Consider the following 12,972-nt stretch of genomic DNA (forward strand, 5'->3'; position numbering starts at 1 on the left):
CCCTATATTTTTTAATAAATACCCATTTTTTTATGCAAGTGAATTCTCCGTTCCTCTTCTCTCCTTCTTGGCTCCCGCACCGGTAGAAGCATCAATAGAAATCCGACAAGTACGATGAAGCCAGAGATGCCAAACGGAGCTTGCGGGAAGAGCTTATGGCCAAGCACCCCGGATAAAATCGGAGCTACTCCCGCTCCTAGCCAACGCACAAAATTGTAAACTCCTGACGTTATGCTGCGCTCATACGGCGAAGATTCCATCACATGAGTCGTAAACAGGGCGTTGTTTAATCCTGAGAAAAGACCGGACAGTATGACCAATACGATTTGCAACCACGTTAGTTTAACAAAATACAGAGCGAACAAAAACAAAGAGAAAAGCAACAATCCCCAGCGCAAAAGTTTTTTTACATCATACTTTTTTTCCAGCTTGTGTGATAAAACAGCCGAACCATAGGCAAGGCAAAGTCCCCAACCGAAAAAAATGAGCCCCAATTGAATAGTGGGTAAATTCATCACCAGCGGCGAATACGCCAACACAGTGAAAAATCCGTAGTTATAAAACATACCTGCAAGCGCTCCGCGCAAAAACGGTGAATAGGAGAACAGGTGCCCCATTTCTTTGAATCCTGCCGTTTTTCTTTTTGGTCGCTGCCCAGGTACCTTAACAAAGAAACACACCAAAATAAAGGCAATAAAAATGAGTAAACCTGTGGAAATAAACGGATAACGCCACGTATAGCCGCCCAAAATACCACCAACCAAGGGACCACCGGCCATTCCCAAGCCAATGGCCGCTTCATACAATCCAACTGCTGAACTTACCTCTTTCGACAGGGCAATCAACAAGGTCATCGCCGTGGCAAAAAAGAAAGAGTTGCCAAGACCCCAGCCGGCCCGAAAGCTTGACAGTTCAGCAATCGTATTAGAAAATCCGCACAGCAAAGCAAAAATAGTAACAATGATAAGACCGGCTACCATCATCGGCTTATCTCCGAATTTCCCGGCCAGCAAACCCGCAGGCAACATCATAATCGCCATTGTAAAAATATAAGACGTAAACAGCATTTCAACTTGCCAGTGCGTAGCCCCGATTTGCTCAGCGATCGAAGGCAGAATCGGATCCACCACCCCAATTCCCATAAATGCGAGAAATGTGGCAAACATGGTAATGATTCTTGCCCTTCGTCTTTTGTTTTCCATCATCCTCTCACTCCTTTATGTTATTCTTTCACACAACGCAATCCCCTGGCGATGCGTAGCAAAGCAGCTTACCAACAGCCGCTTTGAAAAGCAATTTATATGTCATTTTTTATATATAAAAGACATGAAACAGTATACTGCCATCTATTTGCAGACGTCAATATTTATATATATAATTTTTTACATATATTCTGACCATAAACCGGAGGGAACCATATGAACGCTTTAGGATATGCTTTGCTTGGTATGCTGATGCGCAAGCCTTGTTCTGGATATGAGCTAACCCAGTTGCTCGAAGTATTCTGGCGGGCAAAACACAGCCAGGTGTATCCTCTGCTGGCCAAACTGGAGCAAGAACAATATGTTACATTTGAACATGTTGAACAAACAGGAAAACCGGATAAGAAGATTTACTCAATTACCGATAAGGGAAAAAAATTGCTGCAAAAGTGGATTGCTCAAACACCGGCCGCTCCAGTGATACGGGATGAATTTTTGATTAAGGTATATTCCATCTGGCTGACAGATAAAAATACGGCGAAAAAGCTGTTTTGGGAACGTATTTCAACATTTGAAGAAAAAGTTACACACCGCAAAGAAGAAATCAAAAAAATGGAGGAAGAGTACGGGGAAACCATTACAAATTTTACATCCCGCCACTTTGGGCGGTATCTATTATTTAAACGAAAGCTAAGACAGGAAGAAGAAGAGATTATCTGGTGCCGCTGGGTGCTCGATCTGCTGGATAAAGCGAATGAGGACTCTGAGACATCCATAGAAGGAAAAAGGGAGTAAACACAAAAAGGGAGGCGTTCGCAAAAACACGTCTCCCCATTCTTCTTATTTCTTCTCTTGCTATTCTTCAATCTTCCGGCGGCGCTCTTTGGGCAACGATTTTTCCCGTTCAAGTCGCATTTTCTTTTCACCTAAACAACAGGTAAAGCCGTTTCAAAAACAGCTTCAAGAAATCATAAAAAACAAAGCTTTATATCCTGTTTTCTTTACCGGAATTTGCATGATCTCATTACAAATGGTAATTGTTGGACATTTGACGATTTTTCTTACCAACACCGAATCATTATCGCCGATGCTGGCGGGACAAATCTTTTCGGTTTCGTTGTTTTTGGGAATGGTAGGGCGGATTATTTTGGCATCGATTAGCGATTATTTTTACAGAGGAAATCGCAGGAAACCGCTTTTATTTTCTGTTCTAGCAGCTTTTGCTTCCGTATTAATCTTCACAATGAATATACATACTTTACCGCTTTGGAGTTTATTTTTGCTTAGCGGTTGGTTAGGTTTCTTCGGTATAGGTTGGTATAGCCTTTTTATCGTTGAAGTTGCTGAAAAATCATCAGAAGATTCAGTTGGTGTAACTGTCAGTTTTGCACTTACTTTAAATCAATTCGCTATCATTTCAGCCCCGCCTATTTTTGGATTCATTGTGGATGTAAAAGGATATACCTGGGCATGGTTAAGCATAGCTTTTTTACTTCTTCTCTCAGGAATCGGGTTATTGAAAAACAAAAATTGCTAAAAAGGGTTCTTACCACTAGATTATTGACAAATTAATAGGGTAACAGTCTGTGAAGCCTTAAGTCTTTGATTTTCTCGGAACACGTCTATGAACCGCTCTGATTCGAAAATAAGCGCTCCGTCACCTTCTGCACCGCGTCCTGCGATGCATCAGATTGAAGACAAACTCCCTTTCTGCAAGGGGAATTTGTCTTCAATCTAAATTCATACAATCATACCCAGCGCAATTCTTTGGGATAATGGTTTAACCCCATTTATGGCGTTCTGTACTATTGCGTTACATCCTTTTAAATCAGGGGATTAACGTTTTTTGTTGTGTTTTGTTGCTTTAAAATGTGTTAACTTTGTTGCCATATTGTCCCCAATGCTGTCCCCATAATATTCTTGCTTTTATTCAACTATTGATTCCCATCAGTTGCTCAAATTCTGATAAATCTTTTCATTGTTCAGGTTTACAAGCAAAGAAAATGATCAACGAATGGGAATAGTTATCTCTAGTCCCTTGACTACATCTGAAGGAAGAGCATTTTGATCTTGAGTAATAGGACGTATAGTTAAAGATTTGGGTGGTTCTTGAAAAGGTTGGTAGATCGCTTTCCAACGAACGGTTTCTTTCTCCCTATCTATTTTATTTTCCTCAGCTGATGAACTAAGAAGTCCTATTTTATTTCCTTTATCATCAATTACTTCAAAAATCGTCGAAAGTGCTCCGCTTGGTTGGATCAATTGCCCCACTAATTCAGTTGAGTTGACTGAGAATGTGACCTTTTCAAGTATTACGGTCATGTCTTTATACGTTTTTGTTAACATTGGTACAATTTGTTTATTTGAAGTGTCATTCTTCACAACTGGGAAGGAAAAAGACCAATCCCCCTTTATATCTCCAATCTGTGTAATAGCAAGATCGAACTTAAATTTGTCGGGTAATGGTTCACTTGTGCTAAAGTTAATGACGCCCACAGTATGATGGTCATCAATACGATGGCTCGCCCCGCCAGCCCCCCATTTCTCAAGTAAGTTTCCATTTATTTTTATAGCTTTTTCTTGATAAACCCTGTCAGGCAATTTATCAGGAGACTCCAGTATATATCCAACGGAGACCTGTGAGCCGTCATAAAAGACTTCCGTGATGGTAACCGTGATATCCTTGTCAGTCGCGACTTTCTGTATATTAGTGACTAAACCTTTTTCTTGGGCCTTTTTGAGTCCGTCACCACCCACAATACTAAATACCGATTGAATTAGAGGCATCTGTTTTAGAGTTTGGGCAAAACCGGGGTATGTAACACCGACTCCTATTACCAACACTAGCGACGCTGCGGCAGCTGTTATGAGAACGCCCGTTTTTTTGAAAATTTCCCTTCTCCCATACGCAATAGAAGTAGTTACCGATTTTTGGAGTATGGGCCACGATTGTCTAGTTTTCAATTCTTTTTGTTCCTCTAATTTTTGAAACACACGTTTTTTGAAATTCTCAACATTTACAGTATGATTTTCGTGATAAAGTTTAGCAGCTTTGATTTGCTTGTCCAAACTCATGATATTCCTCCTCCCATACTTTTCTTAATCGTTCTCTGCCTCGTGCTAGTCTAGACTTCACTGTTCCTTCATTTATCCCAAGTATTTCGGAAATTTGTTTTAACGATAACTCTTCAAAGTAATACAGAATTATGGGGGTACGATAAGGTTCCAAAAGTTTTAGAACAACCTCGTACATTTTTTGATTAGACTCCATTGCTAAAAAGGTATCTTCCGAGCTAATATCAGCACGCTCAGGCAATAGTGCGGATATGATTTCCCTCCACCCTTTCCTTTGTGCCATTCTACACTCGTTAATGACAATTTTAGCAAGCCAAGGGAATGGGTCATGCTCTTCCTTGAATTGATCCATTTTTTCGTACACCTTAACAAAAGCATCCTGTACCTTATCCTCTGCTGTTCCCCACTCACGAACGTATGTATACGCAAGGCGAACTAAACGCTGAGTGTACAAATCCATCCATGTTTCTAGTCGTTTTTCACGCTCCAATTTTATCCTCACCATCCTTTCACCTGTATTATGCAAAAAAGCAGAAATAGGTTCCCAGTTTAAAAAAAAATAATTAAACCATTCACAACCAAAATATGGATATGACATCGACAAAAAACACCCTTTCAGGAGTTCTAAGATTCTGCAAGTTATTCCGCTATTCTGCCCGTTAGCCATCCATGCAGCACAAAAAAGTGCTGCACCATAGAGAATGACCCCCTGTCAAGTAGACAGGAATAAAAAAGCACTTTTAAGCAGCCTGAGTCCTATATTCATAAGGACTCAGGTTATTTAATTTCTTTTGGAAATGTTGATGGTTATAAAAACGAATATATTTGTGTACGGCATCTTTCACCTCTTCAACCGTGCGGAAAGAGTACAGATTGAAACACTCTGACTTGAAATGGCTGAAGAAGTTTTCCATGCTGCATATTGACTAATATAGCGGAAAAATACTAGCAGACTTACGTTTTCAAGATTATGGTCCATTAGCGAAAGCTATTTCCATTGGAGTTGCTTTACACGAAGGTCATTATTTTGGGCTAGCTAATCAATTGCTTGATCTAATTATCTGTCTTGGTCTTATAGGAATTACAATAAGCGGTGTGATCATGTGGTGGAAACGGAAACTAACTGGAAAATTCGGCACTCCATCCTTGCCAAAAGATTTTAAAATACAAAAAGGAGCCGCTTTTATTATCATTGTTTTTGGTGTCATTTTTCCGTTAGTTGAAATATCTCTATTAATTGTGTTAGCCTTAGATTGGCTCGTAATTAAAAGAATGCCGGCAATAAAGCAATGGATTGGATAGAGGATGCCATTGATGTAAATACTGTGTGCTGTAGGAGTTACTCATGTACCGTATCACAAGACTGATTCATCGCATAGCAGGAATAATCGGGGCCATTCTCATGCTGATTATGGCAATCACAGGATTGTTACTAAATCATCGATCATTCATTGGCTATAGTTCAGAAATGGAAATGAAGCTACAGAAATTTATATTTGGCCTTCACTCTGGAACAATAGGGAAAATGTCTATTGTATGGCTTACTGATGTAGGAGCGATTTGTATGATTGTGTTAAGTATGACAGGAATATGGATGTGGTTTAAAGGAGATCGCAAGATGAAACCTGTAGATACACGTTTAAAAAGGGGAAATGATGAATGAGAACCAAAAACGTTATATTTGCTTCACTTGTTTTGTTATTTGGTTTAGGACTAACTGGGTGTAGCTCTTCATCTCAACAACCAGCACAAGATCATGTTCATCATGAAGAAGGACAACCTCATCAGCATGAAGGTGGAGATACAACGAGTCCTAATAATACTCAAGTAGAGAAAGCAATCAAAGATGAAATACAAGGACTCGCTACCATTGAAAGCAATGTTAATAAAAATGATTTCCAAAGCGCTAGTACATTATTTGACCAAATTCATGAAGAGTATCATTCTGCTATACTCCCTTCAGTAAAAGCCAAAAACGCAAAATTAGCTGAGGATATGCATGGTAAATTTGATGCTTTAGAAGACGCTATTAAGAATAAGGATAAAACCAAAACGTCAAATATGATTAAAATAAATCGCGACAATCTCAATCAAGCTGCTAAAGAGTTAGGGATTTCATTAAAACAATAGGTTTGGATACAGCGAGCCAATGAAAACAAAAACAGAAGCAAGGAACGTATACACCAAAGAACAGGTAACGGCTCTGCTACAAGCAGTACGAGAAGAGGAGATTCAGATGTACTGGCAAATATGCTGAGCAATGAAAAAGGTAACCAACAATCATCTGGTCAGTACTTCATAGAATTTGCTCTTGTTAGATGATATAACGCTGCGCTTGTCTACAAATTGTCCCCAATTCCCCTCTTATAAAAGACAACCTGTAATATAGAAAAACCCCTTAATTAATAAGGGGTTTATGACTATGTTTCATACACTCACACCCAGCGCAATCCTTTGGGATAATGGTTCTTTAACTGTCCCTGCACCAGCTTGCCCCAGCCTAGCGGATAGCCATCCACCGTCACCACGTCCCAACCCTTTCCAGTCTTCTGCACAAACAGGCTTTCCCCTTTTAAATACCGGTACACTTCATCGCTGTCAGTGGAAAAGTTGACATTCCGCTTCCATTCTCCGGGCTTCAGTGCCAGCGCCAGTGCGTGTGAAGGTTCAAACCGATCCTTCTTAACGGTTCCCATATGCCAGCCCGCCCGCGCGATCTTGAGTCCTTTCAAACTTGGCAGACCATCCGCCAAAAGGTAGAGTTGTTCACCGAACAACGCATACTGTCCTTCGGGGATAAATGTCAGCGTTTCGCGACAGAATGCTTCAAATAATTTGCGCGTAGCTGCGGGAATCGGCTTTACCTTTCCTGCCCCCGGTTTTTCTGATCGCTCCCCAGTGCTAGCGCTCTTGCGCAGGCGGGCGAGAAAATGTCCCTCTCCGCTCAATTTGTGGGGCCAAAGGCGGTATGTATTCGCCAGTTTCCCACGCTCAAAGAAACATTCTCCCTGCGCCACCGGCTCCAGGGAAAATTCAGGGTGTGATAAAAGAAACCTTTCAATCTGCCATTCATTTTCTTCTTCCGAAAATGTACAGGTGGAATATACCATCACGCCGCCTGGCTTCAGCATGATGGAAGCCGATTCCAAAATATCCGCCTGCATGAATGCACAATGCCCTATCTTCTCTTCCGACCAATCATCGCACGCTTCCGGCAGCTTGCGGAACATCCCCTCGCCCGAGCACGGGGCATCCACCACAATCTTGTCAAAGAAACCGCGGAACCGTTCGGCCATACGTTCCGGCGTTTCATTCACCACTAAAATATTACGCGCCCCCCAGCGCTCCAGATTTTCTGAAAGCACTTTTACGCGGGTTGGGTGGATTTCATTCGCTACCAGCAAGCCGCTATTTCCAAGATAGCTGGAAATATGGGTTGATTTTCCACCTGGTGCTGCGCATAAATCAAGCACAATATCTCCTGGCTCTGGCTTGAGCGCTTCCACCACCGCCATTGCGCTTGGTTCTTGAATATAATATAGACCTGCTGCATGGTACGGATGCTTTCCAGGTCTATCCTTTTCATGATAATAAAACCCGAGCGGGCACCACGAAACCGGCGTCAAGGAAAACGGCATCTTTACGATGAATTCATCCAGCGGTACTTTCGCCGGATTCAGACGCAATCCATGCGCTGCGCTCCCGGTATAACTCGCGAGAAATGCTGCCGCCTCCTGTTCACCAATCATCTGCTTTATCCGTTGCACAAAACGTTCAGGTAACGCTGTCATTCTATCCATCCTTTTTTCTTGCTGTGATGCCAAATATATTACCAAAAATCGTCCAGAAAAACGAGGCAAAATGAACAGAAGGGCGGGTGCCCGGTTAAAAGCCGGACATCCGCCCTTTACATGAAACCAAAATTAGTTTGTTTTAATCGTTGTCTTGATATGGACGGTCGCGTTTTTCGCATCCCATTCCACACTTGCACCTAACGCTTCGCTTACGAAACGCAACGGCACCATTGTACGATTGTTAACGATAGTAGCTTTTTGGTTCAGCTTTACTTTCTTGCCGTTCACCACAGCATTTTGGTCACCGATTTTAATCATCACTTTCCGGTTTCCTTTCGTCGCATACACAGTTTGTTTCTTGGCATCCCACTTGATTTCGGCTCCCAGTGATTCGAAGATGCTGCGCAGCGGAACAACTGTGCGATTATTGATGATAATCGGCTTCTGGTTTGTAATCATAATTTTGCCATTTATTTTAATTACGATTACACTCGGCTTTTTCGCCTCTTCTTTAGGCTTGTCCTCTTTTCCAGGAGTGACCGTGACAGAATCCCCCGTCGTTACCGTAACCGAATCTCCTGTCGTTGCTTTCCATTGCTTTTCAATGTTATCCATAATATGCTGTCTCGCCGTTTCGTTTTTTACGTGCTCCAAAGCGTTTTCAAGGCCAGTTTTCTTCGTGGTTGATTCCTGTTTCTGCGGCTTGGCTGTAGCATCGGCCGTTTGTGCGAACACGGAAGTCCCTCCCGCAAGCAAAGTTGCCGCCAGCAAACTGCTTACAATTTTCTTATTCATGCCATTCTCTCCTTTTCATGATGATGTTTCGCCTGTACTGTCATAACTTTCGCAGAGAGGATATTTTTTCTGTCGCATTTTTCGACATAAATAAGAAAGGGCCCCGTCTATCATACAAATGGGGAATCGCTGTTACAGCTTTACAGCTTCAATAAGCGGATAAATTCCTTATTGCGATGTACTCTTTCCATTTCGTCTGCCAAATCATATTTTTTCAGCAAATGAAATACGTAATTCAACTCTTCCTGCGTGCGTCCACTTTCCAAGTACGTGGGCAGCACCGCAACAATGCGATCCGGCAAATGCGGTGCGATGACTTCCAGTTTTTTACGTATATCTTCAAGCGAATGATCAAGATTGCAGGTTGATTTTTGCTCCATATTATCTTCCTTTCCCTTCGATACGTCATACTAGGTTTGCGTCTATTTTATACGCACCTGCCTGTACCGCTGGACATATGTATGGCTATAGACCCGTTATCTCCTTCGGGTCCATCCTTGTTTATCCGGGTCTGTCATGCCTGTCTCGTATTCCGCATACAAATGGGATAGATGCAGACGGAAGGAGAAAAAAAATGCTCACTCTCGCGTTTCCTCTACTTGCGGGGCTTGGACTTTTCATGGGCGGCATGCATCTCATGCGACTCGGACTTTTTGCGCTCGCGGGCAAAAGCCTGCAAGGCTGGCTCACGCGCTTTACAAAAACGCCAACGCGCGGGCTCATCACAGGAACCATCGTGACAATGATTATCCAAAGCAGCAGCGCGGTAGCCATTGTAACCATCGGACTTGTAAACGCTAACCTGCTTTCGTTTCCGCAAACGGTAGGAATTATCCTTGGGACGAATATTGGGACGACCTTCACCACACAGCTCATCGCGCTTAATCCACAAAAATGGGCCCTTCCCATGTTCCTCATCGGCTGTTCCATTCTCTGGTTCCGCTCCCCCATCATACGGGCGATCGGCATATCCATATCCGGCTTTGGTTGCGTATTTCTTGGAATCCAGATGATGCAGATGATTGCTGTGCCATTGCAACATACACCGTTCTTTCTGTCAATGCTGGCGCGCCCAGAAGCAAGTTACTTCAACGGAATTTTCATCGGTACCATCTTCACGGCGCTTTTGCACAGCAGTTCGGCGGTAACAGCCATTACCATGGGATTTATGAATGAAAACATCCTTTCTCTTGGCATGGGAATCGCCATTATTCTCGGCAGCAATATCGGCACGTGCATAACGGCAGTACTGGCAGCGATCGGCGGCAATGCGGCAGCGAAGCAAGTCGCTTGGGTTCACGTATTCTTGAATATTGCGGGCGTTCTTCTGTTTCTGCCGTTCATTTCGCAACTTGGGACGCTAGTATCATTACTGACAAGCGATCCCGCGGTACAAATCGCCCACGCGCAAACGCTGTTCAATGTCATTTGTTCGCTCCTAGCGCTCCCGTTTGCGCATCCGATCGCAAAGGCAGCGCAATTTTTCATTAAAAAATAAGAAAAACTCACGATTTTATACCTCGCGAATTTTCTCTATCTGCACTAAGAGAGTAAGATAATGAATAATACGCCCCTTCTTCCTTCGCGCCTTTTCACTTTCCACTCCACATCGAACCATACAAAGGTGAAACAGCAAACACGAGTGTCCCACTCTTCGAATTTACTCAAATGTTTTGGGGATGCAGCTTTTGACATGGACGTACGATAAAATGGTAACTTTGTAGAAAGATAACACAAGCGCAGGAAGAAAGGGCATATTTTTTATCCTAGCTCCTTAGCATATTAATATTGCTCAGCGTTTGTGCCACCCTGAACGATAGCGACGCCACCACTCGTACCAATACGGGTCGCGCCGGCTTGAATCATCGCTTCCGCATCTTCAAAGGTACGTACACCACCGGACGCTTTAACACCCATCTCTTCGCCAACCGTTTTTCGCATCAATGCCACATCTTCCACCGTCGCACCGCCGCCTAAGAATCCAGTCGAAGTTTTGACAAAGTGCGCGCCCGCCTCTTTACTCAGGCGGCAAGCCCTCACTTTTTCCTCTTCCGTCAACAAACCGGTTTCAATAATTACTTTAACCAGCGCATCGTCACCAGCTACCGCCACAACCCCTGCGATATCCTGTAACACCGCTTCATCATCGCCCGATTTCAGCGCGCCGATATTGATAACCATATCGATCTCGTCTGCTCCGTCCTTAATCGCTCTCGCTGCTTCAAATGCTTTGACTTCAGCGATGCTTGCACCGAGTGGAAATCCGATTACGGTGGCGACTTTTATATCGCTGCCTACAAGATTCTGCTTTGCGCGTTCAACCCAATAAGGATTAATGCAAACAGCGAAAAATCGATGTTCTTTCGCTTCCTGGCATAGTTTATCGATCATCCCAGCTGTCGTTTCCGGCTTGAGCAACGTATGATCGATATAAGTTGCAAGCTTGCCCGGTTCCATTGTCATGATGTTTGCCCCTTTCGCGTACTAAGTCCTAACAGTTGATAGGCTTTTGCCAGAACGGAAATATTATTCTGGTACCCATGTTTCGTTTGTTTCTCCCATGCCGCTTCTGGCGACATCCATACTGCTGTGTTTATTTCTTCAAGTTGCGGCGCAAGTGTTCCCGACATCGCTTCCACAAGATAGTAATGAACTTCTTTTTTCACGGCCCCAACTTTCGGATGGTAATAGTTATAATAAATCGTTTCCAGCGGCTGGACAACCTTTCCTTCAATTCCTGTCTCCTCTTTGATCTCTCTAAGCGCGGTCTCCTCCATCGTCTCGCCCTCTTCCTGCTTTCCCTTCGGCAGAGACGCTTTTAAATACCTGTCTTCAATAATCATGAGTTCGATCTTGTTGTCTTTTGTTCTCCTATATACAACGCCTCCTGCTGAAACCTCCTTTGCCATTCAACATTCCTCCTTGCAAAAGCATCCTTTTTCAAAAGTTTATCTCACTCTGCCTGCCCTTTACCACTTTTTTTAGCATATTTATTCGTAGCCACCGCTCCTCTTCTATAAAGCCCGCTCGTCTGCCCCTAGTTTTTTCCATTCTTCCAAAACTTGTGTTCCGATGGTATCTTTAAACTGATAATAGACAGGCGCCAGGCGTTTTTTCCATGCTTCTTTCTCCTTATTTGTCTGCATATGAATATGAATCAAATTTTTTGCTTTCATTTCCGCGAGCGCCCTGTCGTTCATTTTTTTCGCGTACTGGCGAATCCAGGCCGTCGTTTCCGCCATTGCCGATTCAATTGCCGCCCGTTGCTTTGGGGACAACTTATCCCACGTCGTTTTATTTATTAATACAATATACCCAAGATAGCCATGATTACTAACTGTCATATGCCGCTGTACCTGGTATAAACGTTTGCTGTAAATATTGGATAGCGTATTTTCTTCTCCCTCCACGTTTTTGAACTGCAATTGCCGGTACAAATCATTAAAAGAATAGCTTTCCGCTTTCGCGCCCAGCGCCCTGAATTGTGCTTGAAGAATCGGGCTTGCCATAATCCGAAATTTCATCTGCTTAAAATCCTCTGGATCAATGAGCGGCCGATTGGCGGTCATCTGCTTAAAGCCATTATCCCAAAGCGCCAGGCCTTTAATATTTTCGTCATTGATGGCCTTAAATAACAATTGGCCAAGCCGCCCGTCCATCGCTTCTTTTACTTCGCTTTCGTTTTTGAACGCATATGGCAAGTCCATAATCATCCAAGCCGGATAGCGCGAGGACAGCTTAGAGGTGGCAGGCGCAATCATTTCGACTTTGCCTGTCTGCAAGGCCTGAAACTCTTTTTCGTCATCAAATAGTGTAGCGTTAGGATACACTCGGATTTCCACCATACCGTCCGTTTTTTCCCGAACAAGCTGAGCGAACCTAGAAACAGCTAAGCCTTTCGGCGTATTTTCTGCTACCACATGGCTGAAGCGAATGATAACTTTTTTGTCCAACCCTTCCTGTTCAGCATCATAATGTACAGGCTCTTTCGCGCTGAAGCCGAAACCGACAGCAATCGAAATGGCTAATCCTGCAAGCAGAAATACAATCAACCACCCAAGGGATTTCACGTTACATTCTCCTTTTCCTGCTTTCGTATTCCTATC

At 43.3% G+C, this 12,972-nt stretch carries 16 protein-coding genes; 6 read left to right on the plus strand and 10 right to left on the minus strand.

Annotation, left to right across the window (positions count from 1 at the left end):
- Positions 1-11 precede the first annotated feature (11 nt).
- Entirely contained in the window at positions 12-1,202 is a 1,191-nt protein-coding gene (locus tag K3F53_RS13480) for an MFS transporter (RefSeq protein ID WP_057900252.1), read from the minus strand.
- 216 nt (positions 1,203-1,418) lie between these two features.
- Between K3F53_RS13480 and K3F53_RS13485 the strand changes: the two genes are divergently transcribed.
- Together K3F53_RS13485 and K3F53_RS13490 are read left to right on the plus strand one after the other, a co-directional pair.
- The gene (locus tag K3F53_RS13485) at positions 1,419-1,997 is read left to right on the plus strand and encodes a PadR family transcriptional regulator (RefSeq protein WP_057898085.1); all 579 of its coding nucleotides are present in this window, start codon (positions 1,419-1,421) and stop codon (positions 1,995-1,997) included.
- 88 nt (positions 1,998-2,085) lie between these two features.
- Positions 2,086-2,739, plus strand: coding sequence for an MFS transporter (locus K3F53_RS13490; protein ID WP_057898084.1), 654 nt, complete (start codon positions 2,086-2,088; stop codon positions 2,737-2,739).
- 470 nt (positions 2,740-3,209) lie between these two features.
- Here the strand turns inward: K3F53_RS13490 and K3F53_RS13495 are convergent, their stop codons facing one another.
- The 3 genes from K3F53_RS13495 to K3F53_RS19940 form a co-directional block, all read right to left on the minus strand.
- Positions 3,210-4,277, minus strand: a complete 1,068-nt coding sequence (locus tag K3F53_RS13495) for a DUF4179 domain-containing protein (protein ID WP_057898083.1) — start codon at positions 4,275-4,277, stop codon at positions 3,210-3,212.
- On the minus strand, positions 4,246-4,875 hold the full coding sequence (locus tag K3F53_RS13500; RefSeq protein WP_057898082.1) for an RNA polymerase sigma factor: 630 nt from the start codon (positions 4,873-4,875) through the stop codon (positions 4,246-4,248). Before K3F53_RS13500 ends, K3F53_RS13495 begins: the two co-directional genes overlap by 32 nt.
- Before the next feature lie 142 nt (positions 4,876-5,017).
- Positions 5,018-5,191, minus strand: a complete 174-nt coding sequence (locus tag K3F53_RS19940) for an IS3 family transposase (protein WP_082705909.1) — start codon at positions 5,189-5,191, stop codon at positions 5,018-5,020.
- Between the two features lie 28 nt (positions 5,192-5,219).
- Between K3F53_RS19940 and K3F53_RS19705 the strand changes: the two genes are divergently transcribed.
- From K3F53_RS19705 to K3F53_RS13520, 3 genes are read left to right on the plus strand one after another with little or no spacing between them, the layout of a single operon-like run.
- Positions 5,220-5,579, plus strand: a complete 360-nt coding sequence (locus K3F53_RS19705; protein ID WP_257721599.1) for a PepSY domain-containing protein — start codon at positions 5,220-5,222, stop codon at positions 5,577-5,579.
- A gap of 43 nt (positions 5,580-5,622) precedes the next feature.
- Entirely contained in the window at positions 5,623-5,940 is a 318-nt protein-coding gene (locus K3F53_RS13515; protein ID WP_057898080.1) for a PepSY domain-containing protein, read from the plus strand.
- Positions 5,937-6,407: a hypothetical protein gene (locus tag K3F53_RS13520; protein WP_057898079.1), complete on the plus strand. Its 471-nt coding sequence runs from the start codon at positions 5,937-5,939 to the stop codon at positions 6,405-6,407. Before K3F53_RS13515 ends, K3F53_RS13520 begins: the two co-directional genes overlap by 4 nt.
- Positions 6,408-6,712: 305 nt before the next feature.
- On the opposite strand, the gene K3F53_RS13525 is transcribed toward K3F53_RS13520, so the two are convergent.
- From K3F53_RS13525 to K3F53_RS13535, 3 genes are all read right to left on the minus strand, one after another.
- Complete coding sequence (locus tag K3F53_RS13525) at positions 6,713-8,068, minus strand: RsmF rRNA methyltransferase first C-terminal domain-containing protein (RefSeq protein ID WP_057898078.1); 1,356 nt, start codon at positions 8,066-8,068, stop codon at positions 6,713-6,715.
- 132 nt (positions 8,069-8,200) lie between these two features.
- Complete coding sequence (locus K3F53_RS13530; protein ID WP_204244856.1) at positions 8,201-8,866, minus strand: copper amine oxidase N-terminal domain-containing protein; 666 nt, start codon at positions 8,864-8,866, stop codon at positions 8,201-8,203.
- A gap of 140 nt (positions 8,867-9,006) precedes the next feature.
- Positions 9,007-9,246 carry a hypothetical protein gene (locus tag K3F53_RS13535; protein WP_057898077.1) on the minus strand — a complete coding sequence of 80 codons (240 nt, stop codon included), beginning with the start codon at positions 9,244-9,246 and terminating at the stop codon, positions 9,007-9,009.
- Positions 9,247-9,440: 194 nt separating this feature from the next.
- Here K3F53_RS13535 and K3F53_RS13540 point away from each other — a divergent pair, with 194 nt between their 5' ends.
- Positions 9,441-10,364: a Na/Pi cotransporter family protein gene (locus K3F53_RS13540; RefSeq protein ID WP_057898076.1), complete on the plus strand. Its 924-nt coding sequence runs from the start codon at positions 9,441-9,443 to the stop codon at positions 10,362-10,364.
- Positions 10,365-10,648: 284 nt separating this feature from the next.
- On the opposite strand, the gene deoC is transcribed toward K3F53_RS13540, so the two are convergent.
- From deoC to K3F53_RS13555, 3 genes are all read right to left on the minus strand, one after another.
- Positions 10,649-11,329, minus strand: a complete 681-nt coding sequence (deoC, locus tag K3F53_RS13545) for a deoxyribose-phosphate aldolase (protein WP_057898075.1) — start codon at positions 11,327-11,329, stop codon at positions 10,649-10,651.
- A complete protein-coding gene (locus K3F53_RS13550) occupies positions 11,326-11,775 on the minus strand; it encodes an NUDIX hydrolase (RefSeq protein ID WP_057898074.1) in 450 nt (149 codons plus the stop codon). The genes deoC and K3F53_RS13550 overlap by 4 nt, the downstream gene beginning before the upstream one ends.
- 105 nt (positions 11,776-11,880) lie before the next feature.
- On the minus strand, positions 11,881-12,936 hold the full coding sequence (locus K3F53_RS13555) for a DctP family TRAP transporter solute-binding subunit (RefSeq protein ID WP_057898073.1): 1,056 nt from the start codon (positions 12,934-12,936) through the stop codon (positions 11,881-11,883).
- Positions 12,937-12,972: the final 36 nt, after the last annotated feature.

The organism is Aneurinibacillus thermoaerophilus, from assembly GCF_019603355.1.
Taxonomy (GTDB): domain Bacteria; phylum Bacillota; class Bacilli; order Aneurinibacillales; family Aneurinibacillaceae; genus Aneurinibacillus; species Aneurinibacillus thermoaerophilus.